Annotated in this window: 25 protein-coding genes; 13 read left to right on the top strand and 12 right to left on the bottom strand. The window is 73.6% G+C overall.

The window, feature by feature from the left end; all coding sequences use genetic code 11:
• The first annotated feature begins 182 nt into the window (after positions 1-182).
• Entirely contained in the window at positions 183-1,556 is a 1,374-nt protein-coding gene (locus ACLU3S_RS18165; RefSeq protein WP_413952929.1) for an NAD(P)/FAD-dependent oxidoreductase, read from the top strand.
• Positions 1,557-1,674: 118 nt separating this feature from the next.
• Entirely contained in the window at positions 1,675-3,927 is a 2,253-nt protein-coding gene (locus ACLU3S_RS18160) for an FUSC family protein (protein ID WP_413952928.1), read from the top strand.
• Positions 3,928-4,157: 230 nt separating this feature from the next.
• On the opposite strand, the gene ACLU3S_RS18155 is transcribed toward ACLU3S_RS18160, so the two are convergent.
• Both ACLU3S_RS18155 and ACLU3S_RS18150 read right to left on the bottom strand, forming a co-directional pair.
• On the bottom strand, positions 4,158-4,997 hold the full coding sequence (locus ACLU3S_RS18155) for a SigB/SigF/SigG family RNA polymerase sigma factor (protein WP_413952927.1): 840 nt from the start codon (positions 4,995-4,997) through the stop codon (positions 4,158-4,160).
• 246 nt (positions 4,998-5,243) lie between these two features.
• The gene (locus ACLU3S_RS18150) at positions 5,244-5,678 is read right to left on the bottom strand and encodes an ATP-binding protein (protein WP_413952926.1); all 435 of its coding nucleotides are present in this window, start codon (positions 5,676-5,678) and stop codon (positions 5,244-5,246) included.
• Positions 5,679-5,824: 146 nt separating this feature from the next.
• Between ACLU3S_RS18150 and ACLU3S_RS18145 the strand changes: the two genes are divergently transcribed.
• Both ACLU3S_RS18145 and ACLU3S_RS18140 read left to right on the top strand, forming a co-directional pair.
• Positions 5,825-6,067 (top strand): hypothetical protein, encoded by a 243-nt coding sequence (locus ACLU3S_RS18145; protein ID WP_413952925.1) that lies wholly within the window; start codon positions 5,825-5,827, stop codon positions 6,065-6,067.
• 271 nt (positions 6,068-6,338) lie between these two features.
• Positions 6,339-6,794, top strand: coding sequence for a cyclic nucleotide-binding domain-containing protein (locus ACLU3S_RS18140; RefSeq protein WP_413952924.1), 456 nt, complete (start codon positions 6,339-6,341; stop codon positions 6,792-6,794).
• Between the two features lie 3 nt (positions 6,795-6,797).
• On the opposite strand, the gene ACLU3S_RS18135 is transcribed toward ACLU3S_RS18140, so the two are convergent.
• Positions 6,798-8,099 carry an MFS transporter gene (locus tag ACLU3S_RS18135; RefSeq protein WP_413952923.1) on the bottom strand — a complete coding sequence of 434 codons (1,302 nt, stop codon included), beginning with the start codon at positions 8,097-8,099 and terminating at the stop codon, positions 6,798-6,800.
• Between the two features lie 83 nt (positions 8,100-8,182).
• Positions 8,183-8,797: a LysE/ArgO family amino acid transporter gene (locus tag ACLU3S_RS18130; RefSeq protein WP_413952922.1), complete on the bottom strand. Its 615-nt coding sequence runs from the start codon at positions 8,795-8,797 to the stop codon at positions 8,183-8,185.
• 69 nt (positions 8,798-8,866) lie between these two features.
• On the opposite strand from ACLU3S_RS18130, the gene ACLU3S_RS18125 reads away from it, so the two are divergent.
• Positions 8,867-9,748 carry a LysR family transcriptional regulator ArgP gene (locus ACLU3S_RS18125; protein WP_413952937.1) on the top strand — a complete coding sequence of 294 codons (882 nt, stop codon included), beginning with the start codon at positions 8,867-8,869 and terminating at the stop codon, positions 9,746-9,748.
• A gap of 345 nt (positions 9,749-10,093) precedes the next feature.
• The gene (locus tag ACLU3S_RS18120) at positions 10,094-10,339 is read left to right on the top strand and encodes a WhiB family transcriptional regulator (protein ID WP_413952921.1); all 246 of its coding nucleotides are present in this window, start codon (positions 10,094-10,096) and stop codon (positions 10,337-10,339) included.
• Between the two features lie 196 nt (positions 10,340-10,535).
• On the opposite strand, the gene ACLU3S_RS18115 is transcribed toward ACLU3S_RS18120, so the two are convergent.
• Genes ACLU3S_RS18115 through ACLU3S_RS18100 form a run of 4 tightly spaced genes read right to left on the bottom strand, consistent with a single transcriptional unit; the run spans position 10,536 to position 15,309 of the window.
• Positions 10,536-12,374 carry a sensor histidine kinase gene (locus tag ACLU3S_RS18115; RefSeq protein ID WP_413952920.1) on the bottom strand — a complete coding sequence of 613 codons (1,839 nt, stop codon included), beginning with the start codon at positions 12,372-12,374 and terminating at the stop codon, positions 10,536-10,538.
• Positions 12,371-13,078: a response regulator transcription factor gene (locus tag ACLU3S_RS18110; RefSeq protein ID WP_413952919.1), complete on the bottom strand. Its 708-nt coding sequence runs from the start codon at positions 13,076-13,078 to the stop codon at positions 12,371-12,373. Before ACLU3S_RS18110 ends, ACLU3S_RS18115 begins: the two co-directional genes overlap by 4 nt.
• 20 nt (positions 13,079-13,098) lie before the next feature.
• On the bottom strand, positions 13,099-13,839 hold the full coding sequence (locus tag ACLU3S_RS18105) for a L,D-transpeptidase family protein (RefSeq protein WP_413952918.1): 741 nt from the start codon (positions 13,837-13,839) through the stop codon (positions 13,099-13,101).
• A gap of 42 nt (positions 13,840-13,881) precedes the next feature.
• Positions 13,882-15,309: a M1 family metallopeptidase gene (locus ACLU3S_RS18100; RefSeq protein ID WP_413952917.1), complete on the bottom strand. Its 1,428-nt coding sequence runs from the start codon at positions 15,307-15,309 to the stop codon at positions 13,882-13,884.
• A gap of 164 nt (positions 15,310-15,473) precedes the next feature.
• On the opposite strand from ACLU3S_RS18100, the gene ACLU3S_RS18095 reads away from it, so the two are divergent.
• Complete coding sequence (locus ACLU3S_RS18095) at positions 15,474-15,824, top strand: DUF488 domain-containing protein (protein ID WP_413952916.1); 351 nt, start codon at positions 15,474-15,476, stop codon at positions 15,822-15,824.
• A gap of 2 nt (positions 15,825-15,826) precedes the next feature.
• Here the strand turns inward: ACLU3S_RS18095 and ACLU3S_RS18090 are convergent, their stop codons facing one another.
• Both ACLU3S_RS18090 and ACLU3S_RS18085 read right to left on the bottom strand, forming a co-directional pair.
• A complete protein-coding gene (locus tag ACLU3S_RS18090) occupies positions 15,827-17,500 on the bottom strand; it encodes an FAD-binding dehydrogenase (RefSeq protein ID WP_413952915.1) in 1,674 nt (557 codons plus the stop codon).
• An 18-nt stretch (positions 17,501-17,518) separates the two neighbouring features.
• Positions 17,519-18,148, bottom strand: coding sequence for a TetR/AcrR family transcriptional regulator (locus ACLU3S_RS18085; protein ID WP_413952914.1), 630 nt, complete (start codon positions 18,146-18,148; stop codon positions 17,519-17,521).
• A 114-nt stretch (positions 18,149-18,262) separates the two neighbouring features.
• On the opposite strand from ACLU3S_RS18085, the gene ACLU3S_RS18080 reads away from it, so the two are divergent.
• From ACLU3S_RS18080 to ACLU3S_RS18070, 3 genes are all read left to right on the top strand, one after another.
• A complete protein-coding gene (locus ACLU3S_RS18080) occupies positions 18,263-18,892 on the top strand; it encodes an alpha-ketoglutarate-dependent dioxygenase AlkB (protein WP_413952913.1) in 630 nt (209 codons plus the stop codon).
• Between the two features lie 89 nt (positions 18,893-18,981).
• Entirely contained in the window at positions 18,982-19,728 is a 747-nt protein-coding gene (locus ACLU3S_RS18075; protein WP_413952912.1) for an MBL fold metallo-hydrolase, read from the top strand.
• Between the two features lie 30 nt (positions 19,729-19,758).
• Entirely contained in the window at positions 19,759-21,048 is a 1,290-nt protein-coding gene (locus ACLU3S_RS18070) for a DUF4032 domain-containing protein (RefSeq protein WP_413952911.1), read from the top strand.
• A 216-nt stretch (positions 21,049-21,264) separates the two neighbouring features.
• Here the strand turns inward: ACLU3S_RS18070 and ACLU3S_RS18065 are convergent, their stop codons facing one another.
• Entirely contained in the window at positions 21,265-22,131 is an 867-nt protein-coding gene (locus ACLU3S_RS18065) for a universal stress protein (protein WP_413952910.1), read from the bottom strand.
• Positions 22,132-22,327: 196 nt separating this feature from the next.
• Between ACLU3S_RS18065 and ACLU3S_RS18060 the strand changes: the two genes are divergently transcribed.
• Genes ACLU3S_RS18060 through ACLU3S_RS18050 form a run of 3 tightly spaced genes read left to right on the top strand, consistent with a single transcriptional unit; the run spans position 22,328 to position 25,820 of the window.
• On the top strand, positions 22,328-24,004 hold the full coding sequence (locus tag ACLU3S_RS18060) for an FAD-dependent oxidoreductase (protein ID WP_413952909.1): 1,677 nt from the start codon (positions 22,328-22,330) through the stop codon (positions 24,002-24,004).
• The gene (locus ACLU3S_RS18055) at positions 24,001-25,479 is read left to right on the top strand and encodes an ATP-binding protein (protein WP_413952908.1); all 1,479 of its coding nucleotides are present in this window, start codon (positions 24,001-24,003) and stop codon (positions 25,477-25,479) included. Before ACLU3S_RS18060 ends, ACLU3S_RS18055 begins: the two co-directional genes overlap by 4 nt.
• A complete protein-coding gene (locus tag ACLU3S_RS18050) occupies positions 25,476-25,820 on the top strand; it encodes a UBP-type zinc finger domain-containing protein (protein WP_413952907.1) in 345 nt (114 codons plus the stop codon). The genes ACLU3S_RS18055 and ACLU3S_RS18050 overlap by 4 nt, the downstream gene beginning before the upstream one ends.
• Before the next feature lie 16 nt (positions 25,821-25,836).
• Here the strand turns inward: ACLU3S_RS18050 and ACLU3S_RS18045 are convergent.
• Positions 25,837-26,969 (bottom strand): SGNH/GDSL hydrolase family protein (locus ACLU3S_RS18045; RefSeq protein WP_413952906.1); only part of this gene is annotated, 1,133 nt, incomplete at its 5' end.

Here is a 26,969-nt window from a genome sequence, read left to right as displayed (position 1 = left end):
GTGTATCCGTGCGACAACCGGTTACTCCACCCGGTGCGGGGGTATGCCGGTGCCCGCGCACGTTCGTCTGGCTGCCGTACCCGGCTGGCGGGACGGCCTGGAGCACGGTGGGATCGGAGTTGGCGCAGCGATCCGGGGCAGGCGAGCGGCGTCAGCCGGACCGCCCGGAGCCGCAGAAAGGGATGGACACCGTGACACGACCCAGGATCCTGGTGGTTGGCGCCGGCTTCGCCGGAGTCGAGTGCGTCCGCCGCCTGGAGCGGAAACTCGCCCCCGACGAGGCCGACGTCACCCTGGTGACGCCGTCCTCGTACCAGCTCTACCTGCCGCTGCTGCCCCAGGTCGCCTCCGGCGTGCTCACGCCGCAGTCGATCGCGCTGTCACTGCGCCGCAGCACCAAGTACCGCACCCGGATCATTCCGGGCCGCGCGATCGGCGTCGACCTGAAGTCGAAGGTCTGCGTCGTCCGCACCATCACCGACAAGATCGTCAACGAGCGCTACGACTACATCGTGCTGACCCCCGGCAGTGTGACCCGGACCTTCGACATCCCGGGCCTGACCGAGCACGCCGTCGGGATGAAGACCCTGGCGGAGGCGGCCTACATCCGCGACCACGTCATCTCGCAGCTCGACCTCGCCGACGCCGGCGACAACCCGGCCGAGCGGGCCGCGCGGCTGCAGTTCGTGGTGGTCGGCGGCGGGTACGCGGGCACCGAGACCGCTGCCTGCCTGCAGAAGCTCACCCACGCCGCCGTATGCCGCTATCCGCGCCTGGACCCCGGTCTGATCAAGTGGCATCTGATCGACATCGCGCCCATGCTCATGCCCGAGTTGGGCGACAAGCTCGGCCGCAGCGCACAGGAGATCCTCAATCGGCGCGGCATCGACGTGTCGCTGGGCGTGTCGATCGACAAGGCGGGGGCGGAGGAGGTCACCTTCACCGACGGCCGGGTGGTGCCCACCCGCACCCTGATCTGGACGGCCGGTGTGGTCGCCAGCCCGCTGATCGGCACGCTGGGCGCGGAGACCGACCGCGGCCGGCTGGTGGTCACGCCCGAGATGACCGTGCCGGGCGAGGACGGCGCCTTCGCGCTCGGCGACTCTGCGGCCGTGCCCGACCTGGCAAAGGGCGACGGCGCGGTCTGCCCGCCCACGGCGCAGCACGCCATGCGCCAGGGGAGGCGGGTCGCCGAGAACCTCATCTCGACGCTGCGGGGCCGGCCTCTGCGGCCGTATGTGCACAAGGACTTGGGCCTCGTCGTCGACCTCGGCGGCAAGGACGCCGTGTCCAAGCCGCTCGGCGTCGAACTGCGCGGGGTGCCCGCGCAGGCGGTGGCCCGCGGCTACCACTGGTCCGCGCTGCGCACCAACGTGGCCAAGACCCGGGTGATGACCAACTGGCTGCTGAACGCGGTCGCCGGCGACGACTTCGTGCGCACCGGGTTCCAGGCCGGCAAGCCGGCCCGGCTGAAGGACTTCGAGTACACCGACTCGTATCTGACGCCGGAACAGGTCAGGAGCCGGGTGGAGGGCGAGGCCGTCGAACGCCCTTGACCCGGCCGGGAGAGCATCCGTGGCCAGGGCCGATGGCCGAGAGCCGGGAGGCGCGTGCGATGCTGGGCCGTAGATCGATTCTGGCCACGGGGTTGCGGGGACGGGAGAGCACGGCGGCGTGAGGGCAGCGGGACGGTCGGGGTGGGTACGGCTTTGGGACCGGCTCGCGGCCTCGGACCCGGGGCTGCTGCGGCTCACCGCGGGCCTGCGCACGGTCTGCGCGATCGCCCTCACCCTGGCCGTCCTCGCCGCGCTGCGGGTACCGGTGCCGCTCCTGGTCGCCGGTGCCATCGCGGCGATGGTCTCCACGTTCGCGATCCGGGAGAAGCAGCGCCGGCGGCAGGCCGTCACGCTGGCGGTCGGTCTGCCGGTCGCCCTGGCCTCCGTGTCACTGGGCGCGCTGCTCGGCCAACGCGTCGTCGCGGGGGACCTGTTCTTCGTCGCCCTCATCTTCGGCGCCGTCTACGGCCGCCGGTTCGGCGACCGCGGCACGGCGCTCGGGCTGATCGGCTTTCAGACCTACTTCCTGTCGCTGTTCGTGCGGGCCACCCCGGCCGTGCTGCCGCAGTTGTACGGCGTGACCTGCGTGGCGTTCGCGTGCAGCGCCCTGGCCCGCTTCGCGCTGCTGCCGCAGACCCCGGCAGGCGTCCTGGACCGGCTGCGCCGGGCGTTCCGGGCCCGGCTCGGCCAGCTGATCGACAGCCAGATCGAACTGCTGGACGCCGGGCCGGACGAGGTGGAGAAGGTCCTCGAGGAGGTGCGCACCGGCACCGCGCGGCTGCACGAGACGGCGCTGATGATCCAGGGCCGGCTGGAGGACGGCACCTCCGACGAGGCGGTGGCGCGGCTGCTGGAACGCCGGGTCGCGGAGGCGGAGATCGCTGCCGAGCGGCTCGGTCTGCTGCTGCTCACCGCGCGCAGCGCCGAGCGGACCGACACCCTCACGCTGCATCTGCCGGGCGCCCCGCTGCCCTCCGGCGGCGAGCTGCCGGTGCGGGACGAGGCGACGGCCGCGCTGCGCCGGGACCTCCAGGCGCTGCGGCTGCTGCTCCTGCGGCCGGCCGGAGAGGCGTCGGGTACCGCGCTGGCGCATGTGCGCAACCGGCTGCTCGGCTACCGGGAGGAGGAGAACCTGCCGAAGGCCTCACCGGCCGTGCAGGACGTCTTCCGGGGCCTCGGCGAGACGGCGCGGGCGGTGATGGGGCTGCGGGTCGCCCTGGAGGGGCCGCAGGACGAGTCGGACGACACCCCGGCGACGACCCGGTCCCGCGAGGAGCTGGACGCCGAGGACGCGGCCATCGAGGTCAGCGAGGAGGAGCCCGGGAAGGCGGAGCCGACCGGTCTGCGACGGCCCACCACGCGGGCCGCCGTGCAGGTCGCCGTGGGCTCCTCGGTGGCCATCGTCGGCGGCGAGCTGCTGTCCGCCCAGCGCTGGTACTGGGCCGTGCTGACCTGCTGGATCGTGTTCCTCAACACCGCGTCCACCGGGGAGATCCTGGTGAAGGGCTACCGGCGGCTGGTGGGCACGGTGCTCGGCGTGGTGGCCGGCATCGGGCTGGCGGCGCTGGTGGGGCACCACACGTGGACGGCGTTCGCGCTGGTGCTGGTGTTCGTTTTCGCCATGTTCTACACCGCGCCCCTGTCGTACACGCTGATGTCGTTCTTCGTCACGGCCGCGCTGGGACTGCTGTACACGCTGCTGAACACCTACAGCGCGGCGGTGCTGGCGCTGCGGGTGGAGGAGACGGCGCTCGGCGCGGCCTGCGGGGTGATCGCGGCGGCGGTGGTGCTGCCGATCCACACCGACCGCCGTACGAACGAACTCCTCGTCGGGGTCCTGGACCGGCTCGGCACGCTCACCCGGGCCGCCGTGGACCAGTTGAGCGGCGGGGCGGGCGGCGACCTGGTGGAGCAGGCGCGCGAGCTGGACCAGGCGCTGGCGGACCTGCGGTCGGCCACGCAGCCGCTGACGCATCCGATCACCCCGATGCGTGCCCGCCGGGACACCGCCCGGTACGTGGTGGCGCTGCTGGAGACCTGCGCGTACCACGGGCGTGCCCTGGCGGCGACGGCGGAGCTGCTGCCCACGCATCCGGCCATCGCGGCGGACCCCCGGCTGCGCGAGGCGTGCGCGCGGTTGGTGCACAACATCGAGGTGATCGCCGCGCACGTCGCCGACCCGCGCTCCCAGGCCCGGATCGAGACCGGCCCCAGCGTCGCCTCGATGCTGGCGCCGGGCACCTTGCGCGCCCCGCGCTACGGCCGCGTCACCGACCGGGTCCTGCGCCATCTGCAACGCCTGGACGAAGCGGTGTCCGGCCTGGCCCGTCCCCTCGGCGTCGCCACGGCGGCGGCCCCGCCGCGCGCGTGACGTCCTGGCACCCGCTCGTGCCGGGCCGGCGGCCCGGCATCGCCACCGCGTCGTGCGCCCGGTCGGTGGCGGTGGAAAGACACTCGCCGTCCGATCACGCCGGGTCGCCGGGGCGTCGGCCCAGCGCGTCCTCGTCGGTACGGCTCATCGGGACGGAGACGCGCATCCGGGAGAAGCCGAGCCGGTCGGCCACGTCGACGCCGACGCCCGGCGCCCTGCGCTCCCGCCCCTCACGCCGGGTCGCCGGGGCGGCGGCCCATCACCTCGTCGCGTACCCGCGCGCAGCTGCGGCTGATCAGGCGGGAGACGTGCATCTGGGAGATGCCGAGCCGGTCGGCGATGCGGCTCTGGGTCATGTCCTCGAAGAAGCGCATGTAGAGGATCGCCCGCTCGCGCTCGGGCAGTCGGCGCAGGCCCTCCTTGGCGGCCTCGCGGTCCACCACGACGTCGTACGAGGCATCCGTCGCGCCGAGCGTGTCGGCGAGGCTGTAGCCGTCGTCGGCGGTGGACAGCTCGGCGTCCAGCGACAGGGTGCTGAAGCTCTCCAGCGCCTCCATGCCGGCGGCGACCTCGTCCTCGCTGAGGCCGGTGTGCGCGGCGACGGCGGCGGCCGTGGGCTCGGGGCTGCCGGGGTTCTGGGTCAGTTCCCGGCGGGCCACGCGCACCCGGTTGCGCAGCTCCTGCACCCGGCGCGGCACCCGCAGGGCCCACATCCGGTCCCGGAAGTGCCGCTTGACCTCGCCGGTGATGGTGGGCACGGCGTAGCTCTCGAACGCGCCGCGCGACGGATCGAACCGGTCGACGGCCTTCACCAGGCCCAACGCGGCCACCTGGCGCAGGTCCTCGACGGACTCGCCCCGATCGCGGAAACGGCCGGCGATCCGGTGCGCCATGGGCAGCCACGCGGTGACGAGTTCGTCGCGTACGGCATCCCGTTCGGGACCGTCGTCAAGGCGGGCCAGCCGGGCGAACAGCTCCGCGGTGTGGGGGGCGTCGTCGTGGGTGCGCCGCGCGGGCGCGGCGGCGGTGGCGGGCGTGCCGGGACGGCTTGTCGACATGTCGGTCAGCATGCGGATTCGCTCCTGAACGTGGTTTCAGGGCACGACCGGGAAACGGGTTCCGGGTCCGGCCCGAACGGTGCTGTCAGGGTTCGCCGCGGGGTGCATCACCGGGCCCGCCAGGAGGGGGCCCAGTCGGCCATGCGGTGCCCGCTGGGCGCGCGCCTCCGGTCCGAAGCACGAGATTCCGTCTGCCCCCCGGCCCCGGGCGCAAACGCCCGGTGGCGCGGAACGTGGCCGAACGCATGCCGAACGAGGTCAGCAACGAGGTCGGTGCAGCGGTACCACGGCCGTGATGCGCTTGCCGCCGCACGGCAGTTCGGCCACCCTCACGTCCCGCGCCAGCCGGCACACGAGGGGCCATCCCCGGCCGTGCGACGGGGACCGGCCGTGTCCGTCGACGGGCGCGATGGTCACCGGCATCTCGGCGCTGCGGTCGCTCACCGACACGCGGACTCCGGCGGAGTCGACGTCCACGTCGAAACCGGTGATGCCGCCTCCGTGCAGGATGGCGTTGGTGGCGAGTTCCGAGGTGACGAGAAGGGCGTCGGCCATGGTCTCCGAGTCGCACGCGATCGCGCGGTCCCGGCACCGCTCGGCGACCACTCGCCGCACCGTTCTGCGGGCGTCGGCCGGCCGGCGGCACGGTTCCCGCGCAGGCGCGCACGGGCTGGTCCGGTGCTTGTCGAGCATCCCTTCCTCCCTGGCCGGTACCGGGTTCGAGTGAGCCCGCGCCCGGATTGCGTGGCGTCTTCCCCTTTCGGCTGACCCCTGAGCGCACCGTCAAACACGTTCGGTGCGGATGCCATCACGGGCGAGGGGCCGGGTACCCGTTCCGCATGACCGATGTGGTGGACGCGGACGAACTGTTGCGGCGCATCCAGCGGGGCAGGGACCGCGCGGCCGAGGGCGAGCGGGTCTGGTCGGAGCGCGCGCAGAGCCTGACGGCGACCGATCCGGACGGCGCGCGGGAGGCGGTGGTCCGGGCGTGGGCGTACGAGGCGGTGCGGCGGGTGCTGGAGGAGATCGTCAGCCCGGGTGGCTCCCCGATGACCGCGGAAGGGGTGAAGCAGATCACCTGACTCGCCGCCGATTGGCAGAACGCCCGTCAGATGGTTTATCGTTCATACATACGTGATGCCGGGGTGGGCCGCGGAACCGTCCTTCCCCCCGCTCCCGCGTCACCGCGAACGGCCCTGGCTGGTTTCCCCCGTCCAGCCAGGGCTTTTTTTCTGCCCGCACGACGGTGAAGCCGGAAAAGGACGGGCTCTTCGAGGTGCCCGGTGCGGCGGCAGCGGCTGAAATGGGCGTAGGGAAACACCCGGACCGCCGCCAGGCGAGGAGCCCCGCGCCATGACCAAAGCGATAAAACTGCTGACCGCCCTGCCCCAGGCGCAGCGCGAGCGCCTGATGGAGCTGGCCAAGGAGGTGTCCTTCCCGGAGGACACCCGCATCTTCGAGGCGGGCGGCGCGGCCGACCGGTTCTGGGTGATCCGCTCCGGCGCGGTCCATCTGGACCAGCAGGTCACCTCGCGGCAGCGGGTGACCGTGGCGACGCTCGGCGCGGGCGACCTGCTCGGCTGGTCCTGGCTGTTCCCGCCCTACCAGTGGGACTTCGGCGCGGTGGCGTTCAGCAACGTACGCGCCTACGAGTTCGACGGGCCCTCGGTGCTCGCCATCTGCGTGGAGGACCCCCTGCTCGGGCTCTCGCTGGTGCGGACGGTGGCCGAGATCCTCGCGCACCGTCTGGAGACAACCCGCGCCAAGCTGATGGAGCAGTACGCGCTGCGGCGCCGCCCCGCGCTGTAGCCCTCAGATCCGGTAGCGCCTGAGCGCCGGCACGGCGGCGGCCAGGGCCAGCATCACCACGACGACCAGCGCGCCGCCGCCCGCGACCGCCGCGCGCGGGCCGAACGCCGAGCCGGCGGTGCCGTGCAGCACGTCGGCCAGGCGCGGGCCGCCCGCCACCACGACCGTGAACACGCCCTGCATCCGGCCGCGCATCTCGTCGGTCGCGGCCGACAGCAGGATCGCGCCGCGGAACACCATCGAGACCATGTCGGCGACGCCGGCCGCGGCGAGGAAGGCCATGGCGACCCAGAGGTTGCCGCTCAGCCCGAACCCGGCGATGGCCACGCCCCAGCCGACGACCGCCCCGATGACCATCCAGCCGTGCCGGCGGGCCCGGGAGAACACGCCCGAGAACAGCCCGCCGAGCACCGCGCCGACCGGGATGCCGGCGAACAGCACGCCGAGCGCGAGCCCTTCACCCCAGGCGTGGTAGGTCTCCGCGGCCAGCTGCGGGAAGAGGGCGCGGGGCATGCCGAACACCATGGCGACGATGTCGGCGAGGAAGGACAGCAGCAGCACCTTGTGCCCGGAGATGTAGTGGAACCCGGCCGCTACCTCGCGCAGCCCGGCGCGGCGGGTGTGCGTCTCGCCGAGCGGGGGCAGCGCGGGCAGCCGGAAGACGGCCCACACGGTCACGCACAGCGCCAGGGCGTCGACGAGGTACAGCTCGGGCAGCCCGATGACCGGGATGAGCGCACCGGCGAGCAGCGGTCCGGCCACCAGCCCGGTCTGCATCACGGTCGAGTTCAGCGCGTTCGCCGCGGGCAGTTCCGCCGTCGGCACCAGGCGCGCGATGGAGGCGTTGCGGGCCGGGGAGTTCAGTCCGAAGAAGGCCTGCTGCAGCGCGAGCAGCACCATGAGGACGACGACGGAGTCCAGGCCGGTGACCGCCTGCGCCCAGAACAGCAGCGAGGTCACCGCGATCCCGATGTTGGTCACCAGCAGCAGCCTGCGGCGGTCCACGGTGTCCGCGACCGCCCCGCCCCACAGCGCGAACGCCACCATGGGCACCAGGCCGGCCAGGCTCGCGTAGCCGACCCAGGCCGAGGAGTGCGTGATGTCGTAGATCTGCTTGGGCACGGCGACGGCGGTGAGCTGGCTGCCGACGGAGGTGACGATGGTCGACGACCACAGGCGCCGGTAGGCGGGGATGCGCAGCGGGCGGGTGTCCATCGCCCAGCGGCGCCAGCCGCGCCGGGGCGGGGTTTCCGCCGCCGGAGGCTGGGTGTCGGTTCCGGTGCTGCTGCTCTCGCTGGTGTCCACGGGTGTCCTGGCTGCTCGGTACATCTTTTCTCTTCGAGAGCCTAACTATCGCAGCAAGTCGTTCGCCGAGCGAACTATCTGTCTCACGATCCGGCAACGAGCGACGCGCCCAGCACCAGCATGGTCACGGCGACCAGGCCGTCCAGCACGCGCCAGGCGCGGGGCCGGGCCAGGAAGCGGCCCAGCAGCCGGGCGCCGAAGCCGAGGGCGGTGAACCAGCACAGGCTGGCGAGTGCGGCGCCGAGCCCGAAGGTCCAGCGCAGCGGGCCCCGGTCGGCGGCGAGGGAGCCGAGCAGGAACACGGTGTCCAGGTAGACGTGCGGGTTGAGCCAGGTCATCGCCAGGCAGGTGAGCACCGCCCGGCGCCGGGACCCGGCGGCCTCGCCCTCGGCGCTCAGCCCGGTGCCGGGCTTGAGGACGCGGCGGGCGGCGAGGATGCCGTAGCAGAGCAGGAAGGCGCCGCCGATGATCCCGACCGCCCGGAGCGCGCCCGGCCAGGCCACCACCACGGCGCCCACGCCGCCGATGCCGAGCGCGATCAGCACCGCGTCGGACAGGGCGCAGATGCCGACCACGGCGAGAACGGCGTCGCGGCGCACCCCCTGCCGCAGGACGAAGGCGTTCTGGGCGCCGATGGCGACGATCAGGGAGAGGCCGGTGCCGAACCCGGCGACCGCAGCGGTCAGGGAGTTGCTCATGCGCTCGAACCTAAGGAGGCACCGGGTTCAAGTACAGCTAAAGATTCTTACGTATCCTTAGCGCTCGTGATGGACCTTCCCCTGGAGCAGGTGCGGACGCTGCTCGCCGTGGTCGACGAGGGCACCTTCGACGCGGCGGCGGCCGCCCTGCAGGTGACGCCGTCGGCGGTCAGCCAGCGGGTCAAGGCGCTCGAACAGCGCACCGGCCGGGTGCTGCTCCAGCGCACCAAACCGGTACGGCCCACGGACTCCGGCGCGGTGCTGGTGCGGTTCGCGCGCCAGCTCGCCCGGCTGGAGCAGGACGCGTGGGGCGAACTGGGGCTGAGCGGCGCCGGGCGGCCCACCCGGGTGCCGGTCGCGGTGAACGCGGACTCGCTGGCGACCTGGTTCCTGCCGGCGCTGACCCGGGTGGCGGGGCTCTGCTTCGAACTGCACCGCGAGGACGAGGACCACACGGCGGCCCTGCTGCGCGAGGGGCTGGTGATGGCCGCGGTGACCTCCTCGCCCGACCCGGTGCCCGGCTGCACGGTCCGCCCGCTCGGCCGGATGCGCTACCTGCCGGTCGCCGCACCGGAGTTCGTCCGCGTCCACCTGGCGGGGCGGCCGCTGCCGGATGCCCTGCCCGGGGCCCCGGTGGTGGTCTTCGACCGCAAGGACGACTTCCAGGACGGCTTCGTACGCCGGCTGGGCCGGGACTCCGCCGGGCCGCTGCGGCACCACGTCCCGACCTCCGAGGGGTTCCTCGACGCCGTCGCCGCGGGTCTCGGCTGGGGCATGGTCCCCGAGGTTCAGGCGGACCCGCTGCTGGACGAGGGCCGCCTGGTCCTCCTCGCCCCCGATGCGTGGATGGACGTCACCCTCCACTGGCAGCAATGGAAGCTGCACTCCCCCGCCCTGGCCGCACTCGCCGACGCCGTCACGGCGACCGCGGCCGAGGCGCTGCGCCGCTGAGAACCGCCGGTCCGTGCACGCCCGGTTCCCGAAGGGCGGCCGCGGAGTAGCGTGTCGGGGCGGTGGCTCGGTGGCCGGCCGGCGACCCACCCGGTCGTGCCGCCCGCCGCACGCCACCGGTGCCCGGCCGGGCGCGGCCCTACCCGGGCCGCTGGGCCTGCCGTGCCGTTCCCCGGCCTGTCGAGCGCCCGGTCATTTCGCGCGGGCGCCCCCGCGCGGTGACCGGATCGTGTCGTCCCCCGGCGGTCGCGCCGTTTCATGCCGCCCCGACCGGTCACCCGCCCCCGAAGCGACGAACGCATGCCACGGAATCGACGACATTCCCACCGATCCAGGGAGCATTCCATGGAGAACTGGCGCGACCACGCCGCGTGCCGCCACGAGGATCCCGACCTGTTCTTCCCCATCGGCACCACCGGGCCCGCGCAGGTGCAGACCCAGCGGGCCAAGGCGGTGTGCGGGCGCTGCCCCGTCCGGGAGGAGTGCCTGGACTGGGCGCTGGACACCGGACAGGGCATCGGCGTCTGGGGCGGTACCAGCGAGCCGGAGCGCCGCGCGCTGCGGCGCCGCGCCCGGACCCGCTCCGGCTGAACGGCGCTGCGCGCGCAGGCCTCAGCGGCCGCCGGGGTGCAGGGTCCGCCACGCCCGCTCCCGCCGCGCCACCGCCTCCTCGGCCGCGCCGGTCACCTCGTCGGCGATCCACCACACTGCTGTGCCGCGCGACCGGAGTACCCCCGGCGCACGCCGGGAATCGGACCCGCCGGGTCCGCTGCCGCGGATCCCGCTGTCACGGCTCCTCGCCCGGCATCTGTCCGGCGGGCAGCCGCAACGTGAACACCGCGCCCGCACCGGGCTCGCTCGCGGCCTCGGCCGTGCCGCCGTGCGCGGCGACCATGTGGCGGACGATCGGCAGCCCGAGGCCGCTGCCGCCGGTGCGGCGGCTGCGCGACTTCTCCGCGCGCCAGAACCGCTCGAACACGTGCGGCAGTTCCTCGGCGGCGATGCCGCAGCCGGTGTCGGCGACCGTGAGGACGACGTCGGAGCCGTCCCGGCGGGCGGCCAGCGTGACGGTGCCGTCGGCAGGGGTGTGCCGCAGCGCGTTGGAGACGAGGTTGCCGAGCGCCTGCCGCATCCGCACCGGGTCGGCGTCCAGCCACGCGGCGGGGTCGGCCTCGGTGCGCAGGGCGACCCCGGCGGCGCCGGCGGCGACCCGGTGGGCCGCGGCGACCTGGTCGAGCAGGTCGCCGGCGCGCAGCGGCTCGGGGTGCAGCCGCAGCGTCCCGGCGTCGGCGGCGGCGAGATCCTGCAGGTCGTCGATGATCCGCTGGAGCACGAGCGCCTCCTCGTGCAGCGAGTCCAGCAGGGCCGGGTCGGGGTCGACGACGCCGTCGCGCACGACCTCCAGCCAGCCGCGGATGTTGGTCAGCGGGCTGCGCAGCTCGTGGGCGATGTCGCTGACCATGGCCTTGCGCTGGGCCTCGATGCGTTCGCGGCGCTCGGTGAGGTCGTTGAAGGCCTCGGCGAGGATGCCGGTCTCGTCCCGGGTGGTCACCGGCACCCGCACGTGCCGCTCGGGCGGTGCCTGGGCGGCCTCGGTCAGCGCGCGCAGGGGCCGCACCAGACGGATGGCGACGGCCGCGGTCACCGCGACGGTGACGGCGAGGACGAGGCCGGCCGCGGAGACCACCTTGGCCTTGTTGGCCGGGGACATGTCGAAGTGGGACGGGTTCTGGTCGCCGATGCCGAGGAACAGTTCGGCCACCGGCGCGACATAGGGCTCGAGTTGGGTGCGGCGGGCGGCCAGGACGCAACTCTGGGCCTCCCGCGCGGTCGGTCCCCTGCTCGTCCTGGCGTACTTGAGGGCCAGATAGCCGCCGGCGTCGAAAGGGTCCTTGCCGCTGGGGTCCAAGGCGAGGAACAGCGGACCGGGCTGGTCCAGGCCCGCCCGCTTCAGGCAGGGCCGGGCGAGCTCCGTCAGGGTGTCCAGGGCCCGCCGCTCCGTGGACGTGGGGGTGTTGAGCTGTCCGTCCTCGCACTCCGTCGCGCCGTACCCGGTGGGGTCGGCGCCGTCGGTGCCGGTGAGCACGGGCCGCCCGCTGGGGATCCGCACCACCGTGGTCTGCAGGCCGAACCGCTTGTAGCACTGGCTGCGTTTGGCGGCCAGCGCGTCCAGATCGGCGCGTTCCTTCCCGGTCAGCCGGTAGGGGCCCACCGCCCGCGGGTCGATGCCGCTGAGCTGGGCGCCGGTCTCGGTGTAGGTGTCGGTGCGCAGCGGGTCGACGGTCGCGGCGGGCCGGGGCGGGAGGGGGGTGCCGCGCGGCGCGGAGTCGGCGACGAGGGTGCGGTCGGGGGTGGTGAGGGCGATCCGGCGGCCGGTTCGTGCGGCCAGGTCGCGGACGGTGCGCCGGACGCCGGACCAGTCGGAGTGCGTGGCCGCGTAGCCGCTGAGCTGCGCCAGGATGCTGTTGTCGGCGGCGAGGTCCTGGCCCTGCTCCTCCTTCAGGGCGCTGGTGGTGGTGGTCACCGCGAGCCAGGCGGTGGCCGCCACCGAGCAGACGGCGATCAGGGCGGAGACGAACAGCAGGCGGACCAGCAGCCGTTTGCGCAGCGGTATCCGGCGCTTCACGGCCGCGCGCCGCTCAGCTTGTAGCCGACGCCGAACACGGTCAGCAGCCGCGCCGGGCGCCGCGGGTCGGCCTCGATCTTCCGGCGCAGGTTCATGATGTGCACGTCCACCGCCCGCTCGGTGGAGGCCCGGTCGAAGCCGCGCGTGTACTGCAGCAGTTGCCGCCGGGTGAACACCCGATCCGGCTCCGCCGCCATGGCCAGCAGGATCTGGAACTCAGCCGGCGTGCACTCCACCGGTACGCCCGCGCAGCGCACCTCGTGCCGCACCGGGTCGACGCTGATCCCGGCGGCCCGGACGACCGGGTCGTCGCCGCGGGCGCCGGCGCCGCGCCCGCTGCGCCTGAGGACCGTACGGATCCGGGCCATCAGCTCGCGCGGGCTGTACGGCTTGGTCATGTAGTCGTCGGCGCCCAGTTCGAGGCCGAGCAGCACGTCGTCCTCGGTGGAGCGGGCAGTGAGCATCACCACGGGGACCGCCAGCTCGCCGTCGTCGCCGCGCAGCTCCCGGCAGACGCCGAAGCCGTCGACGCCCGGCAGCATCAGATCCAGGACGAGCAGGTCGGGGCCGAGCCTGCGGGCGGCGTCGAGCGCGGCGGCGCCGTCGTGCACCACCGTGGCCGTGTGCCCCTCGGCGAGCAGGGACCGCCGGATCAGTTCGGCCTGCTTCTCGTCGTCCTCGGCGACCAGTACATGTGCGCACACGAGTTCGGATCCTAAGCTGCTCAGGCGGCGAGCCAGTCGGCGTACCCCATCACGACGACCGGATGCCGGTCGGGGTCGAGGGTGCGCAGGAGGTCCTTCATGTGCGCCTTGGCGATGCTGACACAGCCGTGCGTCGGGCCGCCGTGGTCCACGTGCAGCCAGACTCCCCCGCCGCGTCTCGCGCCCAGGGGGCGGGTCCAGTCCAGCGGTGAGGTGCCGGGCTTGCGGTTGTAGTCGATGGCGATGACGTAGTCGAAACAGCCCTCCAGGGGTTCGCCCTTGAAACCGGTGCCGGGCGAGTGGAATCCGCCCGACTGGTGGTACGGGAGCCTGCTGCCGGGGTCGGGAAGCAGGCCGCCGGCGTCGGAGAGCGTGTAGACGCCGAGCGGGGAGCGCAGGTCGCCCAGCACGTGGTGGGCGCTCCAGCCGCGCAGCGCGTTGTGCGCGGGCCAAGGGGCGCCCGCCTGCCAGCCGTCGGCGGAGCGCTGGTGCAGTACGACCGTGCAGACCGGGGAGTCCTTGCCGCGCCCGGTGACGACGACGGCCTGCTCGCAGCGTTCGGGTATCGCCGCCGACCGGGTGGGGCCGAGTCCGGGTATGCCCTGTGGCGCCTGCTCCGCCTGGACCTCGGGGCTGGGGGTGGTCGTGGGCGCCGCAGGGGCGGACGGCGTGCGGCGCTCCGTCGCCGCGGCTCCGCCGCCGCAGCCGGTGAGCAGCAGCGGGGAGGCGAGGAGGGTGACGGTGGTTCTGCGGTTGATCATGCTGTCGACACTGGCCGACAGTTGTTTGGAACTGGTCAGAAATCAGGCGCTGTTCGGCTTGCCCTCGGCGTACAGCCAGGTGTGGAAGAGCCGGTTGAGCGCGTGTCCCGACTCTTGTTCCGCGAGCTGCACGAACTGCGTGGTCGTGCCGTGCCCGTCGCGGTGCCCGGCCGCCCAGGCGCGCAGGATCCGGAAGAAGTCCCGGTCGCCGACCGCCCTGCGCAGCTCGTGCAGGGCCATCGCGCCGCGCTCGTAGACGGGGGTGTCGAAGAGGTTGCCGCCGCTGCCCGGGTCGCCGGGCGGGTAGGCCCACAGGTCGTCGCTCGCGGGGCGGGCGTACAGAGCGTCGAAGGTCTTCTGGGCGCTGTCACCGCCGTGCTGTTCGGCGTACAGCCACTCGGCGTAGGTGGCGAAGCCCTCGTTGAGCCAGATGTCCTTCCAGGTGGTCACCGACACAAAGTCGCCGAACCACTGGTGGGCGGTCTCGTGGACGAGGGTACTGAGGTCGGGCGCGCAGACGTACACCGGGCGGGTCTGGGTCTCCAGGGAGTCGACGACGTCCGGGACCTGGTCCACGATCGCCCCGGCGGCCCGGTACGGGTACGGCCCGAACAGTGTGCTCTCCCATGCGAGGACGGCGGGCAGCTTCCTCAGCACGGGCGCGGCGGCCCGCGCTTGACGGGGGTCGACGGCGTTGTACACCTGGATGCCGTCCCGGGTGGTGTACCGCTGCACCCGGAACCGTCCGATGGTGGCGGTGGCCAGGTAGGCAGCCATCGGCCGGGTCTCGCGCCAGTGGAAGGTGGTGTGCCCGTGCGCGGTGCGCTGCCCGGCAAGCACGCCGTTGGCGACGGCCGTACGGCCCTGGGGCACGGTGACCGTGATGTCGTACGAGGACTTGTCCTCGGGCCGGCCGTCGGACGGGAACCACGTCATGGCGCCCTGGGGCTGGCCGGCGACGAACGCCCCGTCGTCGGTGGGGATCCAGCCGTCGGCCGAGCCGTCGGGATCGGTGACCGGCCGGGGCGTGCCGTGGTAGCGGACGGCGACGCGGAACTCCTCGCCGCCGCGCAGGGCGCGGCGGGGGGTGACGAGGAGTTCCTGGCCGCTGCGGGTGAAGCGGGCGGCGGCACGGTCGACGGTGACGCCCTCGACCTTCAGGCCCGACAGGTCCAGGTCGAAGCGGGTGAGCGGCTGGGTGGCGCGGGCGACGAGGAGCGCCCTGCCGGCCAGGTGCCGGGAGGAGGTGTCGTAGCGCAGGCCGAGGTCGTAGTGGCGGACGTGGTAACCCCCGTTGCCGCTGAGCGGGAAGTACGGGTCGCCCGCACCGGGAGCGCCCGTCGTGCCGGGCGCCGCGGGTCCGGCGGCCCCGAGCAGGGCCGCCGAGGCGACGGTCACGGCGGCGAGGACCGCCTCGCGGCGAAGGGCGGTGGCACGGCGCCGGGCTGCCGGGCGGCGGGAAGGCCTCACCTGCGCTCCTCCGGGACGGCGGAGATCGACTGGCCGAAGAGGCGGGGACCGGAGTACCGGTCGTCCTCCCATTGTGGCCACGTCCGCGCCGCGTCGCCGCCCGGCGGCCGAACTCCGGCAGTACGCTCGCGGGAGCGTCCGCCGTCCCGAGAGGAGGCCCGACCGTGAGCGTGCGTGTGCGCCGGGTCTACGAACCGCCCGAGCCCGACGACGGCCTGCGGGTCCTGGTCGACCGGCTGTGGCCGCGCGGCCTCGCCAAGGACGAGGCCCGCGTCGACGAGTGGCCGAAGGAGCTCACGCCCTCGACCGAGCTGCGCACGTGGTACCACGGCGGCGGGGGCTCGTACGAGGAGTTCCGCCGCCGCTACGAGGCGGAGCTGGACCGTCCCGAGGCCGTCGCGCTGCTCGGCGGCCTCAGGAAGTCGGTCCGGGACGGCAGCGTGACCCTGCTGACGGCCTCCAAGGCCACGGACCACAGCCACGCCCACGTGCTGGCGGACCTGCTGGAGGACTGAGCTCAGCCGGTGTGCCGGGCCGCGTGCCGGCCGGCGGCGCGCCCCGAGAACAGGCAGCCGCCGAGGAAGGTGCCCTCAAGGGCGTTGTAGCCGTGGACGCCGCCCCCGCCGAAGCCGGCCACCTCGCCCGCCGCGTACAGCCCGTCGATCGGGGTCCCGTCGGTGCCGAGGGCGCGCGAGTCGAGATCGGTCTGGATGCCGCCCAGGGTCTTGCGGGTGAGCACGTGCATCCGGACGCCGATCAGCGGGCCCGCGGCCGGGTCGAGGAGGCGGTGCGGGGCGGCGACCCGGCCGAGGCGGTCGCCTATGTAGCGGCGGGCGTTGCGGATGCCCTGGATCTGGGAGTCCTTGCTGTACGGGTTGGCGATCTGCAGGTCGCGGGCCTCGATCTGGCGGCGCACCTCGGCCGCGTCGAGGAGGGCCTTGCCGGTGAGGCCGTTCATCTTCTCGACCAGCTGCTCCAGGCTGCCCGCGGTGACGAAGTCGGCGCCCCGGTCGAGGAAGGCCTGCACGGGGCCGGGCGCGCCCTTGCCGAGGAGCCGGTCGCGCAGCACCGCCTTGCGGTCCTTGGCGGTGATGTCGGGGTTCTGCTCGGAGCCGGAGAGCGCGAACTCCTTCTCGACGATCTTCCGGGTGAGGACGAACCAGGAGTGGTCGTGGCCGGCGATGTCCTCGGTGGTCCGCAGGTACTTGAGGGTGCTGAGGGTGTCGTACCCGGGCAGGCAGGGGTCGGGCAGGCGGCGGCCGAGGGCGTCGAGCCAGATGGAGGACGGGCCGGGCAGGATGCGGATGCCGTGGCCGGGCCAGACGGGGTTCCAGTTCTGCAGGCCCTCGGTGTAGTGCCACATGCGGTCGCGGTTGACCAGCCGGACGCCGGCCGCGGCGCTGATGTCGAGCATGCGGCCGTCGACGTAGGCCGGGACGCCGGTGACCATCTCGGCGGGGGGTGTGCCGAGCCGCTCGGGCCAGTACCGGCGGACCATGTCGTGATCGGCGCCGATGCCGCCGGTGGTGACGACGACCGCCTGGGCGGAGAGTTCGAAGTCGCCGGCGCGCTCCCGGGTGGAGGCGACGCCGCGCGGTGCGTCGTCGGGCGCGAGAACGGTGCCGCGCACCCCGCGTGCCGCGCCGTCCTCGATGACCAGCTCGTCCACCCGGTGGCGGTGGTGGAAGGTGAGCAGGCCGTCCCGGGCGGCCTGCCGGGCGTGGGCGACGAAGGGCTCGACGACCCCGGTGCCGGTGCCCCACGCGATGTGGAAGCGGGGCACGGAGTTGCCGTGCCCGTCCGCGCGCAGGTCGCCGCGCTCCGCCCAGCCGACGGTGGGCAGCAGCTCGATGCCGTGCCCCTGCAGCCAGGACCGCTTCTCGCCGGCCGCGAACTCGACGTAGGCGCGGGCCCAGCGCACCGCCCAGGAGTCCTCGTCGTCGAGCCGGTCGAACTGCGCGCTGCCCCGCCAGTCGCTCCAGGCGAGGTCGAAGGAGTCCTTGATGCCGAGCCGGCGCTGCTCGGGCGAGTCGACGAGGAAGAGCCCGCCGAAGGACCAGAACGCCTGGCCGCCGAGGTTGGCGGCGTTCTCCTGGTCGACCAGGGCGACACGGCGGCCCCGGCTGGTGAGTTCGTGCGCGGCGACCAGGCCGGCGAGGCCCGCTCCGACGACGATGACGTCCGCGTCCATGGCGTGGAGGTTCCTTCCTCAGTTCGTCGATGGGGTGCTGCTGCCGTCCGTGAGCAGCGCGGTGAGCAGCTGCTTCAGCCACGCCCGCGCCCTCTCGACGTCCTTGTCCAGCAGCAGTTGGGTGGTGACGCCGTCGTACGCGGCGACCACGGCGTGTGCCGCCCCGGCCACGTCGCCCAGCACGGCGGGCAGTTCGGTGTGTCCCCGGGCCCGGGACAGCCGGTCGGCGACGGCCCGGCGCAGCCGGGCGCGGTGGTCGAGCAGGGCGCGGGCGACGTGCGGGTCGCGGGCGGCGTGCACCAGGAAGTCGGTCTTCACCAGCAGCCAGTCCACGTCGAGCAGCAGCACCTCGGTGACCCGGTCCACGGAGGAGGGGACGTCGAGGTCGGGGCCGCCCTGGGCGAGGGCGTCGGCCACCTGGGCGGCGATGAGGTCGGCGCGTTCTCGGTAGAGGGCGAAGAACAGCTCGTCGAGGGTGGCGAAGTTCGAGTAGAAGGCGCCGCGGCTGAAGCCGGCCGCCTCGCAGACCTCCTCGATGGAGACCCGCCCGAATCCCTTGGCGGCGAACACCCGGAACGCGGCGTCCAGCAGCCGGGCCCGGGTGTGCTCCCGGCGCCGGGTGACGCGCCGCGCCGTCTGCTCCGTCACGCTCCCACCTCGCTTTCGATACGCGAATGTATCCGATGCATGAATGTATCGAAAGGCTCTGCGCCGGAGTGATCAAATAGGAACGCATTTTCGATTAGCGGGTACGCTGGGCGCATGTCCACGCACCTGCAGGGCTCCCTGTTCGATCAGACGGACGAGCTGCGGCTCGGCCCGCTCGACGGGCTGCGCCGGACCGAGCTGGGCGCCGGCGCCTGGATCGACGTGCTGCCGGGCTGGCTGAGCGGGGCCGACGCCCTGTTCGAACAGCTCGCGGCGGAGGTCCCCTGGCGCGCGGAACGCCGAAAGATGTACGACAACGTCGTGGCCGTGCCCAGGCTGCTGGCCTTCTACGCGGCCCAGGACGCGCTGCCCCACCCGGTCCTCGACGAGGCCCGCACCGCCCTGTCCCGGTACTACGCCGACGAGCTGGGCGAGCCGTTCACCACCGCCGGGCTGTGCTTCTACCGCGACGGCCGGGACAGCGTGGCCTGGCACGGCGACCGGATCGGCCGGGGCTCCCGCGAGGACACCATGGTCGCGATCCTCTCCGTGGGCGAGCCCCGGGACCTGCTGCTGCGCCCGGCCGGCGGGGGCGGCACGACGGTGCGGCGGCAGCTGGGGCACGGCGACCTGATCGTGATGGGCGGCTCCTGCCAGCGCACCTGGGAGCACTGCGTGCCCAAGACGGCCCGGCCCACCGGACCGCGCATCAGCGTCCAGTTCCGGCCGCGGGGCGTGCGCTGATCACCGGCAGCCACCCACGTGGTGCGGCACGCCGGCGCATCTGGTTGGCTGTCCCGCGACGGGCAGCGACTCAGGGGCGCGGGGAGAACATGCGGGCAGAGGTACACGAGGTCGCCGACGGCACCTGGCTGGTGCACGGCAACAACGTCAACTGGGTGATCCTCAAGGAGGGCGACGCCGTCACGCTGGTGGACACCGGATACCCCGGCGACCGGGAGGGCGTCCTGGAGTCCCTCGCGGCGGTGGGCAGTTCACCGGAGGCGGTGGCCGCGGTGCTGATCACCCACGCCCACAACGACCACCTGGGCTCGGCCGAGTACCTGCGCGCGACGCACGGCACCCCCGTCCATCTGCATCCGGCCGAGGTCCCGCACGCCCGGAGGGAGTTCCTGCAGCAGGCCACGATCGGCGACGTCGTGCGCAACGCCTGGCGGCCCGGCGTGCTGCCCTGGGCGGCGCACGTGATCCGCGTCGGCGGCATCGAACAGCACCCGGTCACCGCCCCCGAGCCGTTCCCCGGCGAGGGCGCGCTGGACCTGCCGGGCCGCCCGGTGCCCGTGCACACACCCGGCCACACCGACGGCCACTGCGTCTACCACCTGCCTGGGGCCGGGATCGTGATCTCCGGCGACGCCCTGGTCAGCGGGCACGCGACCTCGCGGGTCAAGGGGCCGCAGCTGCTGCACGGCTTCTTCCACCACGAGCGCGCGCGGGCGCTGGCGTCCCTGGAGACGATCGCCGCGCTCGACGGCGACACCCTGCTGCCCGGCCACGGCCCGGTCCACCGCGGCTCCGTGCGCGCCGCCGCCGAACAGGCCAGGGAACGGGCCTCCTAGCGGGCAGCGGCGGGCCTTAGGGTTCGTGCCATGGCCTTGCAGATCAGCGCCACGAACCCGGAACACCCCGCCCTGCTGCTCGCCCTGCCCTGGGACGTGCCCCTGGAGGAGTGGCCCGAGGAGTACCTCGTACCGCTCCCGCGCGGCATCTCCCGGCACGTCGTGCGCTACGCCCACGCCGGCGACGAGGTGATCGCCGTCAAGGAGCTGGCCGAGCGGCCCGCGCTGCGCGAGTACGAGCTGCTGCGCGCCCTGGACCGGCTGGGCATCCCCGCCGTCGATCCCCTCGCCGTGGTCACCGGCCGCACCGACCGCACGGGCGACCCGCTGGAGCCCGTGCTGGTCACCCGGCACCTGCGCGGCTCGATGCCGTACCGGTCGATGTTCGAGACGACGATGCGCCCGGCGACCATGCACCGGCTGATGGACGCCCTCGCCGTGCTGCTGGTGCGGCTGCACCTGGCCGGGTTCGCCTGGGGCGACTGCTCGCTGTCCAACACCCTGTTCCGCAGGGACGCGGGCGCCTACGCCGCCTACCTCGTCGACGCCGAGACCGGCGAGCTGCATCCGCGGCTCAGCCCGGGTCGGCGGGAGTACGACCTCGACCTGGCCCGCGTGAACATCAGCGGCGAGCTGCTCGACCTGGAGGCCTCCGGCGCGCTGCACCCGTCCGTCGACCCGGTGGAGTTCGGCCACGAGATCTGCACCCGCTACCAGGGCCTGTGGCAGGAGCTGACCCGCACCTCGGTGTACCCGGCGGGCAAGTACCACTACATAGAGCGCCGGATACGGCGGCTCAACGACCTGGGCTTCGACGTGGCCGAGATGCAGATCGAGCGCTCCTCCAACGGCGACACGGTCACCTTCGTGCCGAAGGTCGTCGACGCCGGCCACCACCAACGGCAGCTGCTGCGGCTGACCGGCCTGGACACCGAGGAGAACCAGGCGCGGCGGCTGCTGAGCGACCTGGAGAGCTGGATGGCCACGCAGGACGACTACGCCCCGGGCGACCCCCTCGCCGCCCGGCCCGAGGTGCTCGCCCACCGCTGGGTGCGGGACGTGTTCCGGCCCACCGTGCGGGCCGTGCCGCCGGAGCTGCGCGGCTCGATGGACCCCGCGGAGATCTACCACCAGCTGCTCGAACACCGCTGGTATCTGTCCGAGCGGGCCCAGCACGACATCGGCCTCGACACCGCCGTGCAGGACTACCTCGCCAACGTCCTGCCCGGGGCCCGCGCCGCCCTGGAACCGGCCGGCCCGGAGAAGGCGCTGGAACCGTCCGCCCCGGAGAAGGCCCTGGAACCGGCCGACCCGGAGTAGACCCCGCCGTGGGACCCCGCCCCCCGGCGCCCTGCGCGCCGCCCCACCGCCTCGCGGGCGCGGACGGCGTTCCCACGCGCCGCACCGGGCGCGGCCCGAGTACGGCCGTACACGTGCCGGGCCCGGCACGTGTACGGCCGCGCAACCCCCGAGCACGCACCGCGCGCCGCGAGGCCCGCGCTTCGGGCGGCCGGGAATGTGACGACGGGACCGGGCTCACTCGTGCGGGACCACGGCCACCGGGCAGTCGGCGTGGTGCAGCACGCCGTGCGTGACCGAGCCGATCCGGGCGCCCACCGCCGTGCGGTACCCCCGGCGCCCGACGACCATCAACTGGGCCTGCCCGGCCATCGACAGCAGCACCTGCCCGGCGCTGCCCATCTCCACCTGCTCGGCCACCGGCACGTCCGGGAAGCGCTCCCGCCAGGGCCGCAGCGCCTCGGCCAGCGCCTGCCTCTCGTACGGCTCCAGCCCGCCGGCCTCGTCCAGCAGCTTGAGCGAACCGGGGCTGTAGGCGAAGACCGGCGGCAGGGTCCACGCCCGCACGGCCCGGACCACCGCGCCGCGGGCCGCCGCCGCCTCGAAGGCGAACCTCAGTGCGGCCGCGCTGTCCTCCGGGCCGCCGTGCTGGCCGACGACGACGTCGCGTCCGGCCGCCTCCGCCGCCGGCGTGGCCCCGGCGCGCACCAGGACCACCGGCCGCCGGGCCTCCATGACCACCTGCTGACCCACCGAACCCAGCAGGAAGCCGACGACCGGTCCGTGCCCGCGCGAGCCCAGCACCAGCATCTCCGCCTCCGCGGCCGCCCGGACCAGCGCCTCCACGGCCCCGCCCTCGACCACGTCCACGCTCACCGCGAGTTCCGGATGCCGCTCGGACACGCCGCGCACGGCCTCCGCCACGCCTCCCGACACCCACTCGTGCTGGGTGTCCCGGTCGGCCGGCGCCAGCGACTCGGCGTACCGCCACGCGTGCACCACCCGCAGCGGCAGCCCCCGGCGCACTGCCTCCCGGCCCGCCCACTGCAGCGCGGCCAGGCTCTCCTCCGTACCGTCCACCCCAGCCGTGATCGGGCGTGTCATGCGTGGCCTCCCAGTTGTCGACGCGTGCTCGTGATGCTGGTGCCCACTATCGGCCACCGCAGCGCGGGGGAAGCGCGATCACAGCCCATTCGTGCACCCGAGCGAACCGGGGCGTTCGCACTTACGATGGGCGCGTACCGGTGCGGTGGTCCCCACGACGCCGACCTGCGGCACCAACGCTCGGGGTGGGAGACGTATGGCACAGGCCGCCGATGCAGCGCGGACCGTCATCCTGACCGTGGACGACGACCCGGGGGTATCCCGCGCCGTCGCCCGCGACCTCAGACGGCGCTACGGCGAGTCGTACCGGATCGTTCGCGCGGAGTCCGGGGAGTCCGCGCTGGACGCGCTGCGCGAACTGAAGCTGCGCGGCGACCTGGTGGCCGTCATCCTGGCCGACTACCGCATGCCGCAGATGAACGGCATCGAGTTCCTGGAGCATGCGCTCGACGTCTATCCGGGGGCGCGGCGGGTGCTGCTGACCGCGTACGCCGACACCAATGCGGCGATCGACGCGATCAACGTGGTCGACCTGGACCACTACCTGCTCAAGCCCTGGGACCCGCCGGAGGAGAAGCTGTATCCGGTCCTGGACGATCTGCTCCAGGCCTGGCGCTGCAGCGACTACAGGCCCGTGCCCAGCACCAAGGTCGTCGGGCACCGCTGGTCGGCGCGGTCGTCGGACGTGCGCGAGTTCCTGGCCCGCAACCAGGTGCCCTACCGCTGGTACTCCGTCGAGGAGCCGGAGGGACGGCGGCTGCTGACCGCCGCCGGGAAGGACGGGCAGCGGCTGCCGCTCGTGATCACCCCGGACGGCACGGTCCTCGTGGAGCCCGAGGCGCCCGAACTCGCCGCCCATGTGGGCCTGGCGACGACTCCCACGGCCGACTTCTACGACCTGATCGTGATCGGCGGGGGCCCGGCCGGACTCGGCGCGGCCGTGTACGGGGCCTCCGAGGGCCTGAGGACCGTGCTCGTGGAGCGGTCGGCGACCGGCGGGCAGGCCGGGCAGAGCTCCCGGATCGAGAACTACCTCGGCTTCCCCGACGGCGTCTCCGGCGCCCAGCTCACCGATCGCGCGCGGCGCCAGGCCGCCAAGTTCGGCGCCGAGATCCTGACCACCCGCGAGGTGACGGGACTCGAGGTCAACGGCGCCGCCCGCGTCGTACGGTTCGCGGACGGGTCGGCGATCGCCGCCCACAGCGTGATCCTCGCGACCGGGGTCCAGTACCGGCAGCTGGAGGCCCAGGGCTGCACCGACCTCACCGGCTGCGGGGTGTTCTACGGCTCGGCGCTGACCGAGGCGGCCTCCTGCCAGGGGCAGGACGTGTACATCGTCGGCGGCGCCAACTCGGCGGGCCAGGCCGCGATGTACCTGTCGCGGGGCGCGAAGTCCGTGACGCTGCTGGTGCGCGGCCGGGATCTGTCCGCGTCCATGTCCCACTACCTGATCCAGCAGATCAACGAGGCGGCGAACATATCCGTGCGCAGCCGGACCGTGGTCGAGGAGGCCCACGGCTCGGACCACCTGGAGCAGCTGACGCTGCGGGACACGGCCACCGGGGAGACGGAACGGGTCGACGCCCAGTGGGTGTTCGTGTTCATCGGCGCCGCCCCGCTGACCGACTGGCTCGGCGACACCGTGCTGCGCGACGGGCGCGGTTTCATCCTGGCCGGGCCCGATCTGACCGCGGACGGGCGGCCGCCGGCCGGCTGGGAGCTGGACCGGCCGCCGTACCACCTGGAGACCAGCATTCCCGGCGTGTTCGTGGCGGGTGACGCGCGCGCCGAGTCCGCGAAACGTGTCGCCTCCGCCGTCGGAGAGGGAGCCATGGCCGTGATGCTCGTCCACCGGTATCTGGAGCAGTCATGAGCGGACAGGTCATGCCGTGCAGCGCCCAGGAGATCAGCTCCCTGTTCCTGTTCGAGAAGCTGAGCCCGGAACAGATGGGCCGGTTGTGCGCCGAGGGGCAGGTGGAGCTGTTCGAGCCCGGCCCGGTGTACACCGAGGGCGACCCGGCCACCTGCTTCTTCGTGATGATCGAGGGCACGGTCGTGCTGTCGCGCCGGGTCGGCGACGACGACGTCGAGGTCACCCGGACCTCGCAGCCCGGGGTGTACGCGGGCGCGATGCAGGCCTACCTCGGGGACCGGGTGCCCCAGGTGTACAACAACTCGATGCGGGTGACCGTACCGACGCGGTTCTTCGTGCTGCCGACGGACATCTTCGCGGACGTGATGCGCGAGTGGTTCCCGATGGCGGTGCACCTGCTGGAGGGCCTGTTCTTCGGCACGAAGAACACCCAGGCCACGGTCGGGCAGCGGGAGCGGCTGCTGGCGCTCGGCTCGCTGTCGGCCGGGCTCACCCACGAGCTGAACAACCCGGCGGCCGCGGCCGTGCGGGCCACCGCCACCCTGCGCGAGCGGGTCGCGAAGATGCGGCGCAAGCTCGCCGTCATCGCCGAAGGCCCCTTCACCCGGGAGGCGTTGGCCGGCCTGGTCGAGGTCCAGGAGCGCACCGCCGAGCGGGTCGCGAAGGCGCCGGTGCTCGGCCCGCTGGAGGCCGCCGACCGCGAGGACCTGCTCACCGACTGGCTGGAGGACCACGGGATCGAGCACGGCTGGCAGCTGGCGCCGACGTTCGTGCAGGGCGGGCTCGACGTCGACTGGCTGGAGCAGGTCGCGGCGGCCGTCGACGAGGAGATCCTCGCGGGCGCGATCGGCTGGCTCAACTACACCGTCGAGACCGAGCTGTTGATGAACGAGATCGATGACTCCACCACGCGGATCTCGCACCTCGTCGACGCGGCCAAGCAGTACTCCCAGCTGGACCGGGCGCCGTACCGGGTGGTGGACGTGCACGAACTCCTCGAGAGCACGCTGCTGATGCTGTCGGGCAAGATCGGCCCGGGGATCCATGTCGTGAAGGAGTACGACCGCACGCTCCCGGCGGTGCCCGCCTACCCGGCGGAGCTGAACCAGGTGTGGACCAACCTCATCGACAACGCGGTCTCGGCCATCAGGAGCGCGGGCGACGAGGGCACGCTGACGGTGCGGACCGCGCTCGACCACGAGCAGGTGCTGGTGGAGTTCCGGGACACCGGGCCCGGCATCCCGCCGGAGATCAAGGACCGGATCTTCGACCCGTTCTTCACCACCAAGCCGGTCGGCGAGGGCACCGGGCTGGGCCTGGACATCTCCTGGCGGATCGTCGTCAACAAGCACCACGGCACCCTGCGGGCCGAGTCGGTGCCGGGCGACACCCGCTTCCAGGTGCTGCTGCCCGTGACACCCGAGGCGCCCACGTCCACCGAGCCGTCCCAGCAGCAAGCGGAGGAACCCGTATGAGCAACGGAATCGACCCGAGCGTCCCGCCGAGCGGCACCGGGTGCGTGGAGTGCGAGCAGGCCGACGGCTGGTGGTTCCATCTGCGCCGCTGCGCGCAGTGCGGACACATCGGCTGCTGCGACGACTCCCCCGCCCGGCACGCCACCGCGCACTACCGCGAGACGGGGCATCCGATCATCCAGAGCTTCGAGCCGGGCGAGGAGTGGTTCTGGAACTACGCCACGGACGAGCTGTACGGCGCCGGTCCCGGCCTGACCCCGCCGGCCAGCCATCCCGCCGACCAGCCGGTGCCGGGGCCCGCGGGGCGGGTGCCGGCCGACTGGGCGCAGACGCTGCGCTGACCGGGCCGTCCGGCGCTCAGCGGGCGCAGTCCAGGCTGTGCGGGGCGACGCTGTCGGCCAGGGCCCGCATGCCCCGGTCGCCGGGGTGCAGATGGTCGCCGCCGTCGAAGAGCGGCAGGATCCGTTCGGGGTCGTGCGGGCTGCGCAGGGTGCGGTCGAAGTCGGCGACGGCGTCGAACTCCCCGCTGGTACGGATGAACGTGTTCACTTCCCCCCGTACCGCTTCGGCGGCCGGGTCCCACTCCGGCCAACCCTTGAACGGGCCCACGGTGGCGGCGACCACGCACACGTGGGCCGCGTGCGCGCGCCGCACGATCTCCCGGTAGCCGGCGATCAGGCCGGCCGCGGTGACGCCGGTGTGCGCCTTGAGGTCGTTGACGCCCTCGAAGAGGACAACGGTGCGCACGCCGGGCTGGGAGAGCACGTCCCGGTCCAGCCGGTGCAGGGCGCTCGGCCCGGCGCCGTCCGCGAGCACCTGGTTGCCCGAGATGCCCTCGTCGGCCACGCCCTGCACGGCGGTGCGGGCCGTGTGCAGACGCCGGGCCAGGTAGTCGGGCCAGCGGCGGTTCGCGTCGGGCGTGGACGCCCAGCCGTCGGTGAGGGAGTCGCCCAGGACGGCCACCGCGCCGGTGGCCGGGCGGGCCGGCCGTACGGCGACCGCGTCCAGGTACCACCATGCGCCCGTGGTCCGCGTCCAGTGGGCGCCGCTGTCCTGAGCGGTGTGGTCGCCCTGGTCCGTGTACGACGTCTGCAGGGCCGTCCCGTGGCCGGTGGCCGGCCCGGCCGCGTCGGGGGTGCGCAGGCTGACGACGAGGTCGGCGCCGGCGGGCACGGAGCCCGGGACCGGGTCGCTCCACACCACGGCGTCCGGCGGGACGCTGACGCTGCGGGCGCCGCCGAAGGTCAGCGGCCGGTTGCTGCCCGGGCGCAGTGCGGCGCCGGCGCCGCGCAGTCCGGCGTGGACGCCGTCCAGGGTCAGGGGCCGGTCGCCGAACGCGTTGGTGAAGCGGACCCGCAGCGCGCTGCCGCCGACGCTGGTGTGCACGACCATGCGGTAGCCCCGGCCGGCCGTGCCCTCGCCGATCCGGTCGGCGCTCGCCGCCCAGGTGACCACGCCGGACGGCCGGGTGGCGGCGTGGTGCGGGGCGG

Source organism: Streptomyces sp. AF1A, from assembly GCF_047340315.1.
In the GTDB taxonomy this organism is placed as follows: Bacteria; Actinomycetota; Actinomycetes; order Streptomycetales; family Streptomycetaceae; genus Streptomyces.
This window is presented reverse-complemented; position numbering and strand designations above follow the sequence as displayed.